The organism is Amycolatopsis sp. NPDC021455 (assembly GCF_040640995.1).
Taxonomy (GTDB): Bacteria; Actinomycetota; Actinomycetes; order Mycobacteriales; family Pseudonocardiaceae; genus Amycolatopsis.
The window spans coordinates 33,547-51,427 of sequence record NZ_JBFACT010000067.1 but is presented as its reverse complement, the minus strand read 5'-3'; the positions used below and the strand labels follow the sequence as shown (position 1 = coordinate 51,427).

18 protein-coding genes and 1 pseudogene are annotated in these 17,881 nt (G+C 72.0%); 7 read left to right on the top strand and 12 right to left on the bottom strand.

The features are described from left to right. The 5 genes and pseudogenes from AB0G28_RS40725 to AB0G28_RS40705 form a co-directional block, all read right to left on the bottom strand. Positions 1–473: pseudogene (locus tag AB0G28_RS40725) on the bottom strand (carbohydrate ABC transporter permease); the annotation flags it as partial. Next, positions 470–1,420, bottom strand: a complete 951-nt coding sequence (locus AB0G28_RS40720; protein WP_361102552.1) for a sugar ABC transporter permease — start codon at positions 1,418–1,420, stop codon at positions 470–472. The pseudogene AB0G28_RS40725 and the gene AB0G28_RS40720, both read right to left, overlap by 4 nt. Before the next feature lie 9 nt (positions 1,421–1,429). Further along, positions 1,430–2,737 carry a sugar ABC transporter substrate-binding protein gene (locus tag AB0G28_RS40715; RefSeq protein ID WP_361102549.1) on the bottom strand — a complete coding sequence of 436 codons (1,308 nt, stop codon included), beginning with the start codon at positions 2,735–2,737 and terminating at the stop codon, positions 1,430–1,432. 80 nt (positions 2,738–2,817) lie between these two features. Continuing rightward, positions 2,818–3,894: a substrate-binding domain-containing protein gene (locus AB0G28_RS40710; RefSeq protein WP_361102546.1), complete on the bottom strand. Its 1,077-nt coding sequence runs from the start codon at positions 3,892–3,894 to the stop codon at positions 2,818–2,820. A gap of 90 nt (positions 3,895–3,984) precedes the next feature. Then, positions 3,985–4,500: a VOC family protein gene (locus AB0G28_RS40705; protein WP_361102543.1), complete on the bottom strand. Its 516-nt coding sequence runs from the start codon at positions 4,498–4,500 to the stop codon at positions 3,985–3,987. A gap of 163 nt (positions 4,501–4,663) precedes the next feature. Here AB0G28_RS40705 and AB0G28_RS40700 point away from each other — a divergent pair, with 163 nt between their 5' ends. Next, positions 4,664–5,455, top strand: coding sequence for a DUF3592 domain-containing protein (locus AB0G28_RS40700; protein ID WP_361102540.1), 792 nt, complete (start codon positions 4,664–4,666; stop codon positions 5,453–5,455). A gap of 27 nt (positions 5,456–5,482) precedes the next feature. On the opposite strand, the gene AB0G28_RS40695 is transcribed toward AB0G28_RS40700, so the two are convergent. From AB0G28_RS40695 to AB0G28_RS40685, 3 genes are read right to left on the bottom strand one after another with little or no spacing between them, the layout of a single operon-like run. After that, positions 5,483–6,682: a DUF6596 domain-containing protein gene (locus AB0G28_RS40695; protein WP_361102538.1), complete on the bottom strand. Its 1,200-nt coding sequence runs from the start codon at positions 6,680–6,682 to the stop codon at positions 5,483–5,485. Then, entirely contained in the window at positions 6,679–7,041 is a 363-nt protein-coding gene (locus tag AB0G28_RS40690; RefSeq protein ID WP_361102535.1) for a YciI family protein, read from the bottom strand. The genes AB0G28_RS40695 and AB0G28_RS40690 overlap by 4 nt, the downstream gene beginning before the upstream one ends. Before the next feature lie 14 nt (positions 7,042–7,055). Then, complete coding sequence (locus tag AB0G28_RS40685; RefSeq protein ID WP_361102532.1) at positions 7,056–7,775, bottom strand: dihydrofolate reductase family protein; 720 nt, start codon at positions 7,773–7,775, stop codon at positions 7,056–7,058. Between the two features lie 94 nt (positions 7,776–7,869). Between AB0G28_RS40685 and AB0G28_RS40680 the strand changes: the two genes are divergently transcribed. The 4 genes from AB0G28_RS40680 to AB0G28_RS40665 all read left to right on the top strand — a co-directional run bounded on the left by AB0G28_RS40680 (position 7,870) and on the right by AB0G28_RS40665 (position 10,123). Next, positions 7,870–8,334: a GNAT family N-acetyltransferase gene (locus AB0G28_RS40680; RefSeq protein WP_361102529.1), complete on the top strand. Its 465-nt coding sequence runs from the start codon at positions 7,870–7,872 to the stop codon at positions 8,332–8,334. Positions 8,335–8,456: 122 nt separating this feature from the next. Continuing rightward, positions 8,457–9,140: a hypothetical protein gene (locus AB0G28_RS40675; protein WP_361102526.1), complete on the top strand. Its 684-nt coding sequence runs from the start codon at positions 8,457–8,459 to the stop codon at positions 9,138–9,140. Next, on the top strand, positions 9,140–9,685 hold the full coding sequence (locus AB0G28_RS40670; RefSeq protein WP_361102523.1) for a DUF6529 family protein: 546 nt from the start codon (positions 9,140–9,142) through the stop codon (positions 9,683–9,685). Before AB0G28_RS40675 ends, AB0G28_RS40670 begins: the two co-directional genes overlap by 1 nt. 9 nt (positions 9,686–9,694) lie before the next feature. Continuing rightward, on the top strand, positions 9,695–10,123 hold the full coding sequence (locus tag AB0G28_RS40665; protein WP_361102520.1) for a Rieske (2Fe-2S) protein: 429 nt from the start codon (positions 9,695–9,697) through the stop codon (positions 10,121–10,123). A 30-nt stretch (positions 10,124–10,153) separates the two neighbouring features. On the opposite strand, the gene AB0G28_RS40660 is transcribed toward AB0G28_RS40665, so the two are convergent. Continuing rightward, the gene (locus tag AB0G28_RS40660; RefSeq protein WP_361102517.1) at positions 10,154–10,825 is read right to left on the bottom strand and encodes a TetR family transcriptional regulator; all 672 of its coding nucleotides are present in this window, start codon (positions 10,823–10,825) and stop codon (positions 10,154–10,156) included. A 93-nt stretch (positions 10,826–10,918) separates the two neighbouring features. Here AB0G28_RS40660 and AB0G28_RS40655 point away from each other — a divergent pair, with 93 nt between their 5' ends. Next, entirely contained in the window at positions 10,919–11,482 is a 564-nt protein-coding gene (locus AB0G28_RS40655) for an ester cyclase (protein WP_361102514.1), read from the top strand. Positions 11,483–11,723: 241 nt separating this feature from the next. Here the strand turns inward: AB0G28_RS40655 and AB0G28_RS40650 are convergent, their stop codons facing one another. Continuing rightward, a complete protein-coding gene (locus tag AB0G28_RS40650) occupies positions 11,724–12,074 on the bottom strand; it encodes a hypothetical protein (RefSeq protein ID WP_361102511.1) in 351 nt (116 codons plus the stop codon). A 125-nt stretch (positions 12,075–12,199) separates the two neighbouring features. Between AB0G28_RS40650 and AB0G28_RS40645 the strand changes: the two genes are divergently transcribed. Beyond that, positions 12,200–13,096: an ANTAR domain-containing protein gene (locus tag AB0G28_RS40645; RefSeq protein WP_361102508.1), complete on the top strand. Its 897-nt coding sequence runs from the start codon at positions 12,200–12,202 to the stop codon at positions 13,094–13,096. Positions 13,097–13,116: 20 nt separating this feature from the next. Here AB0G28_RS40645 and AB0G28_RS40640 read toward each other — a convergent pair whose 3' ends face one another. Next, positions 13,117–15,993, bottom strand: coding sequence for a glycoside hydrolase family 9 protein (locus tag AB0G28_RS40640; protein ID WP_361102505.1), 2,877 nt, complete (start codon positions 15,991–15,993; stop codon positions 13,117–13,119). A gap of 521 nt (positions 15,994–16,514) precedes the next feature. After that, positions 16,515–17,741, bottom strand: coding sequence for a DUF222 domain-containing protein (locus tag AB0G28_RS40635; RefSeq protein WP_361102502.1), 1,227 nt, complete (start codon positions 17,739–17,741; stop codon positions 16,515–16,517). Positions 17,742–17,881 lie beyond the last annotated feature (140 nt).

The following is a 17,881-nucleotide window of genomic DNA, read 5'->3' as shown; positions in this document are numbered from 1 at the left end:
CCGAGGTAGACGCCGAAGGGGTTGAACAGCACCGGGATGAAGACCGCCCACACCGTGTCGACGACGCCGGTGCTCGAGGCGAGCAGGTACAGCGGCAGCGCGAGCACGGTCTGCGGCACCATCACCGCGGCCAGCACCAGCCCGAACAGCTTTTCCTTGTGCCGGAAGACGTACTTGTCGAAGGCGTAGCCGCAGGCGATGCTCACCAGGGCGCTGACGGCGGCGCCGCCGACGGCGTACAGCAGGCTGTTGAGGTACCAGCGGCCGTAGATGCCCTTGTCCATGGCGAACAGGTCCTGCAGGTTCTTCAGCGGCGAGAACCCCTGCAGCGAAAGGATGTCACTGCCGAACAACGCGTCCCGGTCCTTCATCGCGGCGAGCACCAGCCACAACGCGGGAAGCAGGGTGTAGAGCACGGAGATCGCCACGCAGGCGTTGACGGCCGCACGGCCGAGGAACTTCGGCGGGTTCACGCGGCCACCTCCCGGGTGCGGTTGGTCCAGCGGGTGACGCCGTAGGACAGCGCGATCGTGCACGCCAGCAGGATCACCGACGCGGCCGCGGCGAGCCCGTAGTTGTTGCGGGTGAACGCGGCGTCGTAGATGTACATGCTCGGCGAGAACCGCGCGGTGATCATCGGCGTGGCTTGCGACAGCAGCATCGGCTCGGTGAACAGCTGCAGCGACCAGATCAGCGTGAACAGCACCACCATCACGATCGACGCGCGGATCATCGGCGTCTTGACCCACAGCGCGGTCCGGACCCCGCCGGCGCCGTCCACCACCGCCGCCTCGACCACCTCGCGCGGCACAGCCTGCAGGGCGGCGTAGAAGACGACGACGTTGTAGCCGAGGTTGCTCCACAGCGCGATGTTCACCATCGCCGGGATGACGGTGTGGACGCCGAGGAAGTCCACCGTGATCCCGGCCTTGCCGAACAGGTCCACCACCGGGGACAGACCGGGGATGTAGAGGTAGAGCCAGATGATCGCGGCGATGATGCCGGGCACCGCGTGCGGCAGGAACAACGCGAGCCGCGCCGACCCGCGCAGCCGCGAGACCCCGGAGTCGAGCAGCAGGGCGAGCCCGAGGGAGCAGACGACCAGCAGCGGCAGGTACAGCAGGCAGTACAGCGCGACGACCCCGAGCCCGCTCAGGAACGTCGGATCGGCCAGGACGGCGGCGTAGCTGCGCAAGCCCACGAAGATCGTGTGTTCCGGGCCGAACCCGAGGCCCGGTTCGTCAGCGCCGAAGAAGCTCAGCCACAGCGCCGTCGCGGCCGGCAGGAGGAAGACCACCACCAGCAGCACGAAGAACGGGGCCATCAGCACCGCGCAGGCGGTGCCCTGCCGGTGCCGCTTCCGGACCCGGGGTACCGGCGTTCTGGAAGCGCTTTCCGGACGCGCGAGTGTCGTCGTCATCGGTCTCCCTCAGCTGCTGTGCTCGGTGGTCGCCAGCCCCAGGGCGATCAGGTCCGGCATGGTCGCGCGCTGGGCGTCGCGGACGGCATCCAGGAGGGTGCCCTGGCCGGCGCCCGCCCGGGCGAACCCGTCCTGCAGGACCCGCTGGGTCGCACTCATCCGCGGCCCCCACGTCCAGCCGTCCCGGATCTTCGCGGCCTCGGCCTCGAACAGCCGGTAGATGTCCTGGCCGCCGTAGTAGCGGCGGTCGAACGCCTTCCGCCCGACCTCGACCAGGCCCGGCGCGGCCGGGTACTGGCTGCTGGTGCCGCTGGAAAGCCGGGCGCGCAACGCGTCCGGGTGCGACACCTGCCATTCGATGAACTCCATCGCGGCTTCCGGGAAAGCGCTGTCACGCGTGACGGCGAACGTCGAACCACCGTGCGTCCCGACCGCCGGCCGCGCCGGATCCCACTGGGGCAGCGGCGCGATCGCCCACTTGCCCTTCTGCCCCGGCCGGGCCTTCATCTGCGCACCGGCGTCCCACGCGCCGCTGAGCCGGGCCAGCACGAGCCCCTGCCCGATCTGCGCGTCGCCTTGCCGGCCCGCGACCCCGTTGGCGAACACCAGCCCGTCGTCGATCAGGTCCTGCCAGTACCCGGCCACGCGGCGGGTCGCGTCGTCGGCGAGCGAGACGTTCCATGCACCGCCGGAAGTGTCGAACCACTGCGCGCCCGCCTGCCACGAGACCGCCGCGAACTGGGTCGCCCCGTCGGTCGCGAAGGCCACCAGCCGACGCCGGTCGTCGCGGACCTTGCGGGCCACCGCCGTGAACTCGTCCCACGTCCGCGGCGGGCCGGAACCGTGCTGGGCGAACAGATCCGTGCGGTAGTGCAGCACCATCGGCTCGACGTCCAGCGGCACGGTGAACACCCGCCCGGCGAACGTCGTCAGGCGCAACGCCTGCGGGAGGAGCTTGGCGCGCAGCCGGTCGGAGACGAGATCGGTGATGTCCCGGGCCACCCCGTCGATGGCGAACCCGGGCACCTGCGGGTATTCGATGGTGGCGACGTCCGGTGCGTTGCCCGCGCGGACCGCGTTGCTCAGCTTCGCGTACCCGCCCTGGTCCCCGGACGGGATCTGCTGGAACACCACGTGGATCCGGTTCTGCGACCGGTTGAACGCGTCGACCACCTGCTGGCTGCCGCGCAGCGCCGACCAGAACGTGATCCGGGTGGCACCGCGCGGGGCGTCCCCGCCGGGTCCCGAGCAGGCGGCCGCCAGCGGGAAGGCGAGACCCGCGGCGAGAACGGTCCGGCGGCTGGGTCGGACAGGCATCGATGCCTCCTGCGGGTCGCGAACTCCCCCGCAGTCTGGGCGCCTGAACGAATTCCGGTCAATAGGCCCGGACAACTCGGTCAATCGATCAGCGACCGCGTCGACCCCCGCACCTTCAGTTCCGGCAGGACGGCGACCCGCCGCGCCGGCCGGCCGGCCCGTCCGCGCAGCCGCTCCAGCAGCAGTTCCGCGGCCAGCCGGCCGACCTCGGCCTTCGGCGGCGCGATCGCGGTCAGCGGGGTGCTGCCCAGCGCCGCCACGACGTCGTCGTAGGCCACGACCGAACAGCCGCCGGGCACGGTGATCCCGGCGTCCGCCAGCTGCTGGACGAGCATGAGGGCGTCGACGTCGCCGTGCATGATCACGCCGGTCGCGGCGTGAGCGCGCAGCACGTCGGCGAGCGGCTCGAGATCGCACACGGGCTCCTGGCCGGCGCCCGGCGCGCTGAGCACCACGGTCCAGTCCTCGATCTCGGGGCGCCCGGCGCAGATGTCCGCGAACGCCGCGCGCAGCGCCCGCGCGGTGGGACTGTCGTCGCGCGCGGCCAGGACGATCCTCCGGTGCCCGAGGGCGAGCAGGTGCGTCACGGCGAGGTGGACGCCGTACCAGTGGTCGCTGCACACGGAATCCCTGGCGTGCAGGGCACTTCCCGGCCGCGGCCGGCGTTCCATCAGGACGACGGGGACGTCGGCGGCGGCCAGCCAGCCGTCGTCCGCCTCCTCGGCGTCCACGGTGCGCCAGCGCGGCGCGACGAGCACGCCCCGGGCGTCGTCGGCCAGCAGCCGCTCGACGATCGTCCGTTCGGCGCCGGGAACCTGCGGCGCCGGGTGCAGCACGACGCGGACGTCGGCCTCCTCCAGCGCGCCGCGGGCGCCGTGCAGGACCTCGGTGAGGTAGGCGTGCCGTTCGGGCACGACGAGCACCACCGGGCCGCCGCCGGCCGGGGCGGGTGCCGGCTGCGGCCTCAGCGGGACCAGCGAGCGGACGACGCCGTGGCCCCGCCGCAGCCGGCCGGCCCTGGCCAGCTCCTCGACGTCCCGGCGCACGGTGATGACCGAAACCGTCAGCTCCGCGGCGAGCTCGGTGACCCGCGCCTGGCCACGCGCCTCCACCACGGCCAGGATCCGCCGCCGCCGGTCCTCTCCCGACTCCCGCATCTCGACCTTCGTTCGCCGGCTGTTCGTTCGATCGTTTCGCCCAGCATAACGATCAGCGGAGGATCGGCGGAGCCAGTTTCCCCAGCGCCGCTACGACGTGACCACCTCGCTCGCGCGTCCCCGGGCCCGGCCGCTGAGTTCGGCGTCGAGGGTTTCCTGCGCGAACCGCATCTGTTCCTGGTACCGGGGCTCGCCCAGCCGGCGCATGCCCTCTTCCGGCGCCACCGTTTCGAGGGCGGCGGTGATCCACCAGATGTTGCCGAACGGGTCGCGGACCCGGCCGCCGCGCTGGCCGAAGGCGCTGTCCGACAACGCGGTCACCTCGCGGCCGCCCGCTCGCAGCGCGGCGGCGAACGCGATGTCGGCGTCGGGCACGAAAACCCGCAGCAGCGACGGCATGTCGGGCCAGTCCTCCCGCTGGTCGAACGCGAGCACCACCGTGTCGCCGATCCGGATCTCGGCGTGCCCGATGCTGCCGTCCGCCAGCGGCACCCGGCCCAGTTCGACGCCGTCGAAGGCCGCTTTGACGAAGTCCAGCAGCGCTCCGGTGTCCTTGGTGACGACCCAGGGGGCGACCGTGGTGTAGCCGTCGGGAGTGGCAGTCATCGTGAGTCCCTTTCGCGTGTTGGTGATCGCACGCTAACCGCGATATAGGACAGATCGTGTCCTCAGCATGGAAATGTTGTAGCCCATGGTGTTCAGGGCCGCGAAGGTGCCCGGGGCCGCGTGCTGGGCCTTCCGGCTCGCTGACCTGTGGAAAACTGAACGCGTGCCGGACGATTCGGAGTGGCTGCCGCCGGCGGGGGCGGACGGCCACGACAGCGTGGACCTGACCGCCGAGACCCGCAGGCTGCGCGTGCTGGGGTGGCGGGCGCTGGTCATCGCCGCGCTGTGGCTCGTGGCCGCCGGCGGCGCCTTCACCGGGCTCGTCCTCTACCGATCATCCGCCGACCGGCTCCTGCAGGACGGTGCCCGCGTGCCCGGGGAGGTGCTGCTGGTCGAACAACACCCACCCGGGATCCACGTCGCCTACGACGTGCGGGGCAAACTGCACTTCGCCTCCATCCCCCTCAGCTCGAACCGGCTCTACGCCAAGGGCTCGCAGGTCACGGTGGTCTACGACCCCGCCGACCCGTCCCGCGCGCGCACGACGCTGGAAGACGGCGTCGACCCCCGCGGGACCGCCTACTTCTGGATGCTCGGCGGGGGCTTGGTGGCGGCCGTGGTCTTCAGCCTGATCGGCTGGGGCCGGTGGTCGCTGCGGCACCAGGCCGTGCTGCGCACCGGCTGGCGGCCGGCCACGGTCACCGTCCGGCCCGACACGCACAGGTACGGGCACCGGCCGGACCTGCTCGTCGAATACCGCGACGGCAGCCGGGCCGCACTGCGGGCGACACTGTCCAGCCACGGCAGCACCAGGCTGCGGCACCAGCCCGACCGGCCGGCATGGGTGGGCGGCGCGGACCGGGAAATGGTCGTCCTCTTCGAGACCGGCCCTGGACGGCGGCCGTACGCGGTGCCGGCGTTCGGGACGGAACCCCGGACGTGGCCGGGAACTTAGGCCCAGGAGACAACCGGCGAGTACGGGTCACCCCAGCCGCGCGGCGCGGGTCAGGAGGTGGCGTCTCTCGGGCTCGCTGGTGGTGCGCCGGGCCGCCTCCTGGTAGCCGGTGCGGGCCGCGGCGTGGTCGCCGGCCAGCTCCAGCAGGTGGGCCCGCACGGACACGAGGTGGTGGGAAGCCGCGATGCGCTCGTCGGCCGAGAGGGCGTCGAGCAGGGCCAGGCCGGCCGCCGGTCCGTGGACTTCGGCCACCGCGACCGCCCGGTTGAGTGTCACCGCCGGGTTGGGGGCCACGCGCTCCAGAACCGTGTAGAGGGCCAGGATCTGCGGCCAGTCGGTGACGTCGGCGGTCTGTGCCTCGTCGTGGACCGCGGCGATGGCGGCCTGGAGCTGGTACGGGCCGACCGGGCCCCGCGCCAGGGCACCGGTCACCAGGGCCACGCCTTCGGCGATGGCTTCGGCGTCCCAGAGGGTGCGGTCCTGCTCGCTCAGCGGCACCAGCGACCCGTCCGGGGCCGTGCGGGCCCGGCGCCGGGCGTCGGTCAGCAGCAGCAGGGCCAGGAGCCCGGCCACCTCGCCGTCGCCGGGGACCAACCGGTGCAGCTCGCGGGCCAGCCGGATGGCCTCGGCCGTCAGCTCGGCCCGCACCAGCCTCGTCCCCGACGTGGCCGTGTAGCCCTCGTTGAAGACGAGGTAGACCACGTGGAGCACGACGCCGAGCCGAGCCGCCTGCTCGGCCGGTGGCGGCAGCGTGAAGCCGGCTCCCTTGAGGCGGTGCTTGGCCCGGCTGATGCGCTGGGCCATGGTCGCCTCAGGCACGAGGAAGGCGCGGGCGATTTCGGCCGTCGACAGGCCGCCGACGGCCCGCAGCGTCAGCGCGATCTGCGACGACGGCGTCAGCGCCGGGTGGCAGCACAGGAACAGGAGCGTGAGCGTATCGTCACCGGCTTCGGTCTCGCCGCCGGCGGGCGGCGTGCGGAGGGCGTCGGCCTCCTCCCGCCGGCGGCGGGCGGCGTCGCTGCGCACCTGGTCGGCGAGGCGGCGCGACGCCACCGTCACCAGCCACGCCCGGGGGTTCTCCGGCCACCCCCGCACCGGCCACTGCGCCGCGGCCTCCGCCAGCGCCTCCTGGACGGCGTCCTCGCAGGCGTCGAACCGGCCGTACCGGCGCACCAGCACCCCGAGCACCTCGGGGACCAGCCGCCGGACGGCCTGCCAGCCCGTCACGGCTCGACGTTCGCCTCGTGCATCAGCGGCCGGACCTCGACACCCCAGTACCGCGCCGAAGGGGCCCGGGCCGCGATCTCCAGCGCCCGTTCCGGGCTGTCGCAGTCGACGATCATGAAGCTGCCCAGGAACTCCTTGGCCTCGGCGTAGGGGCCGTCGGTGACCACCGGCGTCCCGTCGGTGACCCGGACCATCTTGGCGTTCTCCTGGTCGGCGACGCCGTAGGCACCGACCAGCTCGCCCGACTCGAACAGCTCCTGGTTGAGCGCGTCGGTCTCGCGGATGATCTCGGCGAGGGTCTCCGCGCCCACCGAGGTGAAGGCTTCCTCGTTGCCGTAGATCAGCAGCATGTACTTCACGGGTCGTTCCTCTCTCACTGCCGGGCCGGCGTGACCAGGTCGCCACTGGCGCCACGATCGTCCAGGACCAGCTTCGACCGCCCCGTGACGGTATAGCGGATGTGGGTCACGCCGGGCGTCTCGACGACCCGCGTGGGGACCAGCTCGATGCCGTCGTCCGCGCCGAGGCCGAGGCCGCCGTCGAACAGCCGCTGGCCGTCGCCCAGCAGCACCGGGGCGATGTGCAGCTCGAGCTGGTCGAGCAGCCCGGCGGTCAGCACCTGCCGCAGGAGCTCCCCGCCGCCGGCCACCGCCACGTCCTTGCCGCCGGCGGCGGCCCGGGCCAGCTCGACGGCCCGTCCGAGCCCGTCGGTGACGAAGGTGAAGGAGGTGCCGCCCCGGCGTTCGAGGACCGCCCGGGGCCGGTGGGTGACGACGAACACCGGGGCCCGGAACGGCGGCTCTTCGCCCCAGGGGACCTCGCCGGCGTCGAACATTCGGCGGCCCATGACGTAGGCGCCGGCCGCGGCGAAGGTCTCCGCGACGATCTCCGAGTCGGCCGACTGCTCGCCGCCGGCGAAGCCCTGCCGCTCGCGCCAGGCCATGGCGTCGACGGCCCAGCGGGTCACCCGGAAGAAACCGGGCGCTTCGGGGCCCCGCATCCAGCCGCTCATGTCCTGGGGGTTCCGCGTGTCCCGTGGTCCGGTGTAGAAGCCGTCGAGAGACACCGACATCTGGGCGGTCACCTTGGTCATCGTTCGTGCTCCACTCGCGGTGGCGGCCCCGCCGGCCGCCGATACCCTCCAGTCGGAGCCGACCGCCCATCCTCGACATGCCGACGGGAGCGATGTGACGACACCGGTGCGCCTGGTCGAGATCACCGACGAGAACCGCGACGCGGTGTGCGCGCTGCGCGTGCGGCCCGGCCAGGAGCGGTTCGTCGCTTCGGTGGCCAAGTCGCTGGAGGACGCCGCCACGACGCCCGAGGGCGAGCCCTGGTACCGGGCCGTCTACTCGGGCGGCGAGCCGGTCGCGTTCGTGATGCTCAGCTGGAACGTGCCGCCCGGCCGGCCCGGCATCCTCGGGCCGTACTTCCTGTGGCGGCTGCTCGTCGACGGGCGGCACCAGGGCCGCGGGATCGGCCGCGCGGTGCTGGACGAGGTCGTCTCGCTGGTGCGGGCCGACGGCGGCGCGGAACTGCTCACGAGCCACCAGCCCGGCGACGACGGACCGGGCGCCTTCTACCGGAAGTACGGGTTCTCGCCGACCGGGGAGATCGACCACGGGGAAACCGTGCTGCGGCTCGTGTGGTGACCGCCGGGCAACCGGTTGCAGCCGCTAAGCGATACCTCTTTTCCGCGCGTAGCGTTGAGCTGTTTCGCGCCGACCTCCGTGTTATGGGCAGGGTGGCCGGTTAGGGGAATGCGGGGAAGACCATGAAGAATCCCGGACCATTGTTCACACTGCTCGCCGGAGTCGTGCTCGCCGGCGGGATCGGAGTCGTCAACCTGGCGACCGGGACGGGCGCCGCGCCCGTCGCCGGGACCGCCAACGCGGCCGCGAGCGCCACGGCAGCGCCGCCCAAGACGTCCGAGACGCCTGGGGCGCCGAAAACCGAGGCGCCCCAAGCGGAAGCGCCCGCACGGGCGGACTACGCGGGGCGCGTCACCGGCGGCGGCGCGTCCGTCGCGGTGTCGGTGCGCGACGGCCACGCGATCGCCTACCTCTGCGACGGCAAGAAGATCGAAGCCTGGCTGCAGGGCGTGACGACCGGCGGGAAGCTCGACCTCAAAGGAGCGAAGAACTCCAGCCTGTCCGGTAGTTTCGATGCCGCGTCCGTCACCGGGACCGTGACGGCGTCCGGCAAGACCTGGCAGTTCACCGCGCCCACGGCGAAGAAGCCCGCGGGGCTCTACCGGGCGGCGCCGAAGGTCAAGGGCAAGACGGCGAAGGTGGGCTGGATCGTGCAGCCCGACGGCAGCCAGGTCGGCATCCTCACGACGGACGAGGACTCGGCGGCCGCTCCGGCGCTCGACGCCGCGGCCGGCACCGCGACGGTCGACGGCACGCCCGTGACCGCCGAGCCGGTCAGCGGCCTGACCGGGGCGGGTGACTTCTGATGACCACGGCGGGCAACCGCGCCGCGGCCGCGCTCCTGGTGCCGCTGGCCGTCGGCGCCGTCGTCTCGGTGGTGCTCGGCGTCTACGGCAGCCTGCACACGCCGACCGGCGTCGCGGTGAACGTCGCCGGCTTCTCCAGCCCGCAGTCGGTGAAGGCGTGGCTGGCCACGGTCGTCGTCGTGCTGGCCGTGGTGCAGCTGCTTTCGGCGCTGGCGATGTACGGCAAGCTCGGGCGCGCGGCGCCCGCGTGGGTCGCGCCGGTGCACCGCTGGTCGGGGCGGCTGGCGTTCCTCGTGTCGATCCCGGTCGCGCTGCACTGCCTCTACGCGCTCGGGTTCCAGTCGTTCGACACGCGCGTCCTCCTGCACTCCCTGCTGGGTTGCTTCTTCTACGGCGCGTTCGTCGCGAAGATGCTGCTGCTGCGGAAGGACGGCGCGCCCGGCTGGTCGCTCCCCGTCCTCGGCGGGCTCGTGTTCACCGCTCTCGTCGGGCTGTGGCTGAGCGCGTCACTGTGGTTCTTCACCCAATCGGGCTTGACCTTCTAGGGAGCGATCGTGGGCAACGACGACACGGGCCCGGAGCTCACCCGCCGCACGGCGATCGCGGCGGCCGGCGCGGGCCTGGTGGCGGGCTGCAGCACCTACGGCGGCAGCTCGGGCACACCGTCATCCGCACCACAGGCCGCGCCGCCGGGCGGGACCGAGCTGGGCGCCGCGAGCGAGATCCCGGTCGGCGGCGGCAAGGTGTTCGCGGACCAGCAGGTGGTCGTGACCCAGCCGGTGGCGGGCACGTTCGCGGCCTTCTCGGCGATCTGCACCCACCAGGGCTGCACGGTCGGCACCGTCGCGAACGGCACCATCGACTGCCCGTGCCACGGCAGCAAGTTCAAGGTCGCCGACGGCTCGGTGGCGAACGGCCCGGCGTCGAAGCCTCTCGGCAAGAAGGCGGTCACCGTGGCGAACGGCAAGATCACGCTGACCTAGGTTGTTTCCGCGGAGGCAGCCGGCTCGACATCAGCCGGCAGAGCCGAGCCGGGCGGCCACGGCGTCGAGCGCGAGGTCGACCGCGAACTCGTACTCTGCGGCGGCGTCGAAGCGGGCGAGGTGCGGCGCCGCGTCGGCGACCGCGGGCAGGCCGCTGCCCTTCAACGTCGCCTGGCGCCGGGCGATGCCCGCGATGTCGGTGGTGCCGTAGGTGGGGCCCGCGTCGACCTCCCGCAGCAGGGACCCGATGAGGGTGGCGACGAGCGCCCGGAGGAGGTGGACAGCCTCCCCGGCGGGACAGCCCGCGGCGCGCAGGACGGTCAAGACCGCGTCGATCGGGGCCAGCCCTTCGAACGAACCGAGCTGCCGGGTGAGCACGAGCGAAGCCGCCTCGGGATGGGCCAGTGCCCGTTCGCGGAAGGCGTAGGCGATCGCCCGCAGGTCGGCGCGCAGGTCGCCGGTGCGTCCGGGCAGCGCGATGGCGCCCAGGAGGTGTTCGGCGACCGCGTCGAGGAGGTCGTCCTTGCCCTCGACGTGGTTGTACAGGCTCTTCGCGTCGACGCCGAGGACCCGCCCGACCGCGCGCATGCTGACCGCGGTGACGCCCTCGGCGTCGATGACCCGCAAGGTCGCCCGGACGATCGCCTCGCGGGACAGCCGGCTCTCGCCCTTGGGCGGACGTCCCCGTCGTGCGGTGGTCATGGCCGTCATCCTGCCGGACGCCCTTGCCGAAATCCACACTGTGGGTATAACGTGCGGGGCATTAAACCCACGACGTGGACAAAGGTGGTCGCGATGCGCTCCCGCTTCACCCTGCCGCCCGAAGACGTGCTGCGGGCCCGCGAAAAGCTCGTCCTCGACCACTTCCGGGACGAAGTCCGCCAGGACTGGGACGCCACCCTCTCGACGTTCCCGCACCCGCACTACGAGCTCGTCGCGCAGATGACCGTCCACGACGGCGACCGCGAAGTCCGCGGGTACTACCACGACACCCGCGTGGCGTTCCCCGACCAGGACCACGAGATCATCGCCTTCCGCCACGCCCACGACGCCGTCATCGTCGAGTTCTGGCTCACCGGCACCCACCGCGGCCCGCTCGGCAGGATCCCGCCCACCGGCTCGAAGCACCGCACCCGGATGACCGCGTACTTCGTCTTCGACGCCGAGGAAAACCTCGTCGTCGAGCGCATCTACTTCGACCAGCTCACCATCCTCAAGCAGCTGGTCGGCGGGCTGGACAAGAAGAAACCGGCCGACCTGCTCAAGCTCGGCCGCGTGGTGGCCGGGGCGCTCGCCATGGCCGGCGGCGAACCGGACCCGCGGCTGACCCGCACCGTCGCCCCCGACCTCGACGACTGACCCGGGAGGACCACGCGCGCGAACCGGCGCGTGGGACAGTGGTGGTGTGGCCGACCACGAAGCTCCAGGCGCGGCCGCCGCGGAAGCGGCCCGGCGTGCCGGCCGGCGTGCCGAAGAGGCCCGCCGGCGGTGGCACGACCTTGCCCGGATGGCAGCGGCAGGCGATTGGCGGCCGGCAGAGAGGGACGGGCCGGCGTGGAAAGGTCCGGAACTGGCGGCGGCTCAGCAGCGTGAGCGGACCTCACGGACCCGGCTGCGAGCCGCTCTGCAGCGTTCGGCGAACGCACATGACCGTGCCGCCGAGCAACACGACGTGGCCGCGCGAGCAGGCGGCCCCACTGCCGCCGAGCACCGGGACAGGGCCGCGACGCACCGGCAGGACGCGGATCTCGACCGGCGGCGCGCGGCCGAGATCCCCGCTGCGGAAGATCCCTCCCCCTGACCGGACGCCGGGCAAGGGGCCGCCCGGCGGGTTACGACCGTGCCCCGTCGGGTAACCCCGGTTCGACGCCCGGACGGGGAGGTGGGACATGGCTGCCGAGATCGAAATCGCGCCGGTGGCGGCCGAGCAGGCACTCGTCCTGCGGGTCACCGGAACACTCGACACCGGCTCCGCCGCGGCCACGCTGGACCGGCTGCTCGAGGCCACCGGTGCCGTCCCGCCACCGCGCCTGGTGGTCGTCGACCTGCGCGACATCGACGTGCTCACCGCCGCCGGTGTCCGTGCCCTGGGGCGAGTTCGCGGTCACCCGGGCGGGCCAGGGCGTCCGCTCCGCGGCCGTGCTCGACCCCGGCAGCGTCACCGCCCGGCTCCTCCGGACCGGCTTGCCCTCCGCCACCCTGCCCGTGTTCGCCGGTGTGGCGGAGGCGATCACCGCCCACACCGGCGAGCGACGGCTCGGCGAGCAGCTGGCGGACCTCACCCGGCTGCTGCTCGGCGCCACGAGCGTCACCCAGGCCCTGCAGCACGTGGTCGCGGCGGCGACCGTCGTCGTCCCGCACGCGCGGCTGGTCAGCATTACCCTGCGCGACCCCGGCGGACACTTCTTCACCCCGGTCGAAACGCCGGACGTCGCCGCCGACCTCGACAACGTCCAGTACCGCACCGGATCCGGTCCCTGCCTGGACGCCGCTCGCCCCGACGGCCCCGCGTACGCCCTGGATCAGGACCTCGCGACGACCTCGGCGTGGCCGCAATTCGCCGCCGTCGCCACCGCTCACGGCCTCGGCGCCGTCCTGTCCACCGCCCTGCTGCCGTCCCGGCCGGCCGGGCTCAGCGGCGCGCTCAACATCTACGCCCACCGCGGCGGCATCACCGAGACCGACCGCCACCGCGCGCTGCTGCTGGCCACGCACGCCTCGCTCGCGCTGGCCCACACCCACGGCGTCGAGACCGCCGAACTGGAGCGCACCCACCTCCGCCGGGCGATCACGTCCCGGGACGTGATCGGCCAGGCCAAGGGAATCCTGATGGCTCGCCAGGGCCTCGACGCCGAGGCGGCGTTCGCGCTGCTGCGACGTACCTCGCAGGACCTCAACGTCAAGCTGGCCGACATCGCCGGGGCCCTCGTCCGGGACCACAGCGTGCTGGCTCCCCCGGCCGAAGAGGACTGACGGCGCCGGCGCGAAGGTGCTCAGCCGCACGCCTTCCCGTTCACCGTGAACGCCGACGGGTTCGGGTTGCTCCCCGTGTAGCCACCGTTGAAGCCGATCGACACCGACTTCCCGGGCGCCACCGAGCCGTTCCAGGGCATGGCCGTCGCGGTCACGTCCGGGCCGGACTGCGACCACGTCGCCGACCAGCCCTGCGTCACCTTCTGGTTGCCCGGGAAGGAGAACTTCAGCGCCCAGGTCGGCCAGGCCGTGGTGCCGGTGTTGGTCAGGGTGAGGGCGGCGGTGAACCCGCCGTTCCAGGTGTTCGCCGTGTACGTCACCGCGCACCCGCCGGCCGGCTTGTCGGGCAGCGTCGTGAACTGCGCGGACGGCGAGTCCGGACCGGCGAGACCCGCGCCGTTGCGGGCCACCACGACCAGGGTGTAGGCGGTCGACGGCGTCAGGCCGGTCAACGTCGCGCTCGTCCCGGTGACGGTGGCGAGGACCTTGCGGCCCGAGCCGGTCACACTGACCACGTCGTAGCCCTTGATCCCGCTCTCCGGATCCGCGGACGCCGTCCAGGTCACCGTCGCTCCGGTGCCGGTCACGGCGGAGACCGCGGGCTTGCCCGCGGCGGCGGGCGGGGTCGTGTCCACAGTGGACGGCGACTTCTCCGCGGTCCAGTTCGCCAGCCAGGCCAGCGCCGAGTTCCAGTTGATGGCGACCTCGTTCACCGAGTACGCCTGGATGTCGTCGACGAAGCAGCGCTGGGGCGCGCAGCCGGTGAGCAGCCGCGCCGCGGTCGGGTCCTGCAGGCCGCTGTTGGGGCCGCCGGACAGCGCGCCGGGCGGGGCGGTCGGCAGCGACGGGTCCAGCTCGTGCGCCCAGAACCGGTGGTGCACGTTCTGCACGGCCTGGTCGCCGTGGCCGGAGACGTAGGAGTAGTTCGCCGGGTTGCGGCCGAGCAGGTAGTCCATCGCGGCGAACGCGCCGTCGCGGTACTTGTCCTGCTTGGTGAAGTCGTACGCCAGGCCGAGCACGACGCCGTTGTTGGCCACCAGGCCGTTGGAGCCCCACTCGTAGGTGCCGTCGGCCGTGCGGTAGGGCGCGGGGTAGCCCATGGCGGCCATCTGCGCCAGGTGGCTGTCGGCGGTCGTGGTGATCGCCGTCTTGATCGCCGCGACGTCGGCCGCCGGAAGGTCGTTCGGCACCAGGGCGAGCGTGATGTCACCGAGGGCGCCGGTCGAGCCCCAGTCGAAGCCGTGGGTGTTGAAGCTGACACCGCGGTAGAGCGAGGAGCCGGTGACGTCGGCGCGGTAGGCGCTCTTGAGGGTCGTCGTGTACAGCTCCGCGGCGGCCCAGTAGAACTCGTCGGTCACGGTGTTGTCGCTGTAGGTGCCGCCCCCGGTGCCGTCGTTGGGATCGGCGAGCACGGCGGGGTTGGCTTTCGCGGCGGCGTAGGCCTTCTCGGCCGCGGCGAGCAGCTTCGCCGAGTACGCCGGGTCGATGGTCCGCCACAACCGCGACGCCTGCGCGGCGACGGCGGCCATGTTGAGCGTGGCGGCCGTGCTCGGCGGGGAGAGCCGGCGCGGCTGGCTGTCCTGGTCGGGGCGGGTGGGCAGGCTCGTCCACTGCGCGTCGTGGATCTTGTGGTGCACCATGCCCGCGTTCGGCTTGCCCTCGGGAACCTGCATTTCCAGCAGGAAGTCGACCTCCCAGCGCGCCTCGTCCAGGATGTCGGGTACGCCGTTGCCCTGTTCCGGGATCGCGAGCTTCCCGTCGCCCAGCGCGCCCGGGTCCCCCATCCGCAGCGCGCGCTCGTACTCGTCGAGCAGTTCCCAGGTCGCGATGCCGCCGTTGACCACGTACTTCCCGTGGTCGCCGGCGTCGTACCAGCCACCGCGCACGTCGAGGGTGTAGCCGCAGTTCAGGTCCGACCGGCAGGGAACGTTGTCGTCCCCCTGGTTGGGCGCGACGTTCAGGTGCCCGGCGGGCCGAGCGTAGGCCGCGCCCGCGTACCGGGCGTCGATCGCGATGCCGCTGCGCTGGTGGTAGAAGAACGCGAGCGAGTCGTAGCGGAGTTTCTTCAGCCCGTCCGCGGAGATGGCGAACGGGAAGCTGGTTTCGGAGCCGACGGTCAGTGTGTAGCCGGTCCCCGCGGTGTCATAGGCGGAGAAGTCGATCTCGTGCACCTTCTCGCCGGAAGCGGCGTCCGCCCCGCGCGGCCGGGTCTGGCCGGTGGCCACGGCGGCGCCGGCGGAGTTCTTCAGCGTCCACGTCAGAGGTGAGGTGGAGTCGCTGATGACGGTGGCCTTCTTGGGCAGGCCGGGTGTGTAACTTTCCTGGTTCACCCGGATGCCACTGGTCGGCGGCAGGCCACCGGGCGGGATGACACCGCCGATCAGGGAGATGTTGTCGAGGCAGACGGTGTTGTTCGCGGCCTGGCCGCCGAACCAGAAGGCCAGCTGGCCGTTGCCGGCGTTCGGGAAGTCCAAGGTGGACGTGAAGGTGACGGTGAAGTGCTGGGTGGCGGGCGTGACCGTCAGGTCGGTCCGCGAGATCTGCCGGTAAGGTGAGACGGCTTCCCCGGCGACGGCGGAGATTTGCTGGGTGGTCGTGGCATGCGCGTCGAAGGTCAGCGTGTACTGCTGCCCGGCCTCGAAGGGAACGCCGTTTTGTCCGGCCAGCGCGTCGTAGCCGTTGGCGCTACCACCGGTGACATCGGTGCAGAACTCCCCACCGGCGACGCGGCCGGTGGTGCCGGACCCGGCCCACCAGGGATCGATGGTGCCACCGGAGAAGGTCCCGTTGAGCAGCCGCTCGTAATCGGCGGCCGACGCGGGTACGGAACCGGCCGTCAGCCCGAGCGCCGCCGCGGCCAGCAAGGCCAGACCGGTCCGCAACTTCCTTGCCCGCATTCGCCATCTCCTCGTCATCGAGTAGGACGCAGGTTGGGAGCGCTCCCAGGAAGGAGACTGTAAACGGCTCGGCCTGTGGTTGGCAATATCCGCACTGGACTGGTCTGCTGGTCGAGACGCCTGGAGGGGATGGCAGCGTCGGCGGGTAGCCGCCCCGCTGTGGATGCGGTCGGGATGTCCGCATCAGGTGGGGCGGATCGGCTGCTACGGACCTGTTGGTCGTTTTGGCGAGACACCCGGATGGCCAGGCGCACTGCCGGGCGGCCGCCCACTGGACGCCTGGCGCTGCCGGATGCAGGCTTCTTGGGGTTCCGGGGCTCGGCGGGAACGAAGCGGTCCGCGCCGACTTCGTCTCCCCCACCACGGTGACCTCGGGCAAATGTCCACACGGGACACGGAATGAGATTCCGCGATGGCTGTCGGCATCGGAACGCTCCGCCCGTTGGCCTGTCCACTATTGCAGCATCAAGGCGTGGGTGTAGGCCCGTAGCCGTGTGGCTGCGGGCCTGTCCCGTGTTCGGTTATGCCGCGAAGGGCAGGGGTTGGTGGAGGTTGTTGCGCCTCGGTTTTCGTCGCCTGTCCAGGAACACCGGGGGCAGGAACTCCGGAAGACCGTCGGCGGCGATACGGACCTCCCACCCGGAGCGGTGCAGCAACCGATGGTGATGGGCGCACATCAGCACCAGATTCCCCAGCTCGGTGGGACCGTCATCAGCCCAGTGCCGAACGTGGTGGCCTTGACAGTGCCGCGGTGGCCGAGGACAACCCGGAAACGCACAACCCCGATCACGCAGGTACAGGGCGTGGCGGATACCCCGCGGAACCAGGCGACGCAGCCGCCCCACATCAAGGGGCTCACTGTGGGCACCGAGAACCGCGGGGATGACCGTGCAGTCGCAGGCATGCAACCGGGCCTCGGCCGCCGAGATCGTTCCCGTGTCCCCCAGCAGCGCGGTACCGATCCCGGACCGCAAGTCTGCGAGGGAGACCGCGACCATGACATGTGCGCGTTCCCCGGCCTGCACCGGCAGGTCCGGAGAGTTCAGCGCCAGGTCGATGGCGTCGGAGAAGGCGTCGCCGTAGCGTTCCTGCGGCGACCGCAGATCCGGGCCCTCGCCGGTGCTGCGACGCTGGGCGAGGGAGTCGAGCAGGGCGCTGGCCCGGGCACCGGTCTCGTCATCCAGCTTGCCGCTGATCTCCCAGATCCCAGACCGCTTACGCTGCAACGAGATTTCGCGGGTGGGGGTGGCGGGTTCGGTGTCGTCGGGTTCGGGGCCGTCCGGATCCAGGTGGGCCAGGATCCGCGCGCCCAGGGCGGCGACCTGCCGATGCCCCGCCTCCTCCGCGAACGACAACAGATGCCGCTCAGCACCCTCCCGATGCTCCGGCGGAATGTCCTGCAACACCCCGACGATCACATCGATCATCGGATTACTCAACCGCCCGGAGCGGGCGGTCACCCCGGTGGCGGTGGCCACCGCGGGGATCGGGGTGCCGTCGAGGTTCCGGCCGGAATTGACCGCCCGGGCCCGTTTCACCATCCGCTCGGCCGACGATTTCGGGACATCCGCCAGATGCTCGAGCAGCCGGGGCACGGATCGGTAGCCGAACAGCTCCAGCACACCCCGCTGCTCGATCTCCACCAGCAATGCACCCAGCTCGGCCTCGGCAGACCGCACGGTCGCGAGCAGCGAACCGACACGGTCGGCCAGAGCCACCTCGTTCTGCCACATCGCGCGTTCGGTCATAACTCCATGATCACCAACAATCGAACACCTGTCATCACACGATCAGGTGCCAATCAAGCAGAAGCGCCACCGCTACAGAACACCCCACGAGAAAGGCGGCAGAGAGACTCGGCGCGTGGGGAATCGGCGCCGGCGACCAC

Excerpts from the sequence above, each read along its gene's own strand:
- AB0G28_RS40685 (WP_361102532.1), bottom strand. The coding sequence starts at position 7,775 with ATGACCAAGGTGACCGCCCAGATGTCGGTGTCTCTCGACGGCTTCTAC.
- AB0G28_RS40720 (WP_361102552.1), bottom strand. The coding sequence starts at position 1,420 with ATGACGACGACACTCGCGCGTCCGGAAAGCGCTTCCAGAACGCCGGTA.
- AB0G28_RS40675 (WP_361102526.1), top strand. The coding sequence starts at position 8,457 with ATGAAGAATCCCGGACCATTGTTCACACTGCTCGCCGGAGTCGTGCTC.
- AB0G28_RS40670 (WP_361102523.1), top strand. The coding sequence starts at position 9,140 with ATGACCACGGCGGGCAACCGCGCCGCGGCCGCGCTCCTGGTGCCGCTG.
- AB0G28_RS40635 (WP_361102502.1), bottom strand. The coding sequence starts at position 17,741 with ATGACCGAACGCGCGATGTGGCAGAACGAGGTGGCTCTGGCCGACCGT.
- AB0G28_RS40660 (WP_361102517.1), bottom strand. The coding sequence starts at position 10,825 with ATGACCACCGCACGACGGGGACGTCCGCCCAAGGGCGAGAGCCGGCTG.
- AB0G28_RS40710 (WP_361102546.1), bottom strand. The coding sequence starts at position 3,894 with ATGCGGGAGTCGGGAGAGGACCGGCGGCGGCGGATCCTGGCCGTGGTG.
- AB0G28_RS40640 (WP_361102505.1), bottom strand. The coding sequence starts at position 15,993 with ATGCGGGCAAGGAAGTTGCGGACCGGTCTGGCCTTGCTGGCCGCGGCG.
- AB0G28_RS40705 (WP_361102543.1), bottom strand. The coding sequence starts at position 4,500 with ATGACTGCCACTCCCGACGGCTACACCACGGTCGCCCCCTGGGTCGTC.
- AB0G28_RS40715 (WP_361102549.1), bottom strand. The coding sequence starts at position 2,737 with ATGCCTGTCCGACCCAGCCGCCGGACCGTTCTCGCCGCGGGTCTCGCC.
- AB0G28_RS40655 (WP_361102514.1), top strand. The coding sequence starts at position 10,919 with ATGCGCTCCCGCTTCACCCTGCCGCCCGAAGACGTGCTGCGGGCCCGC.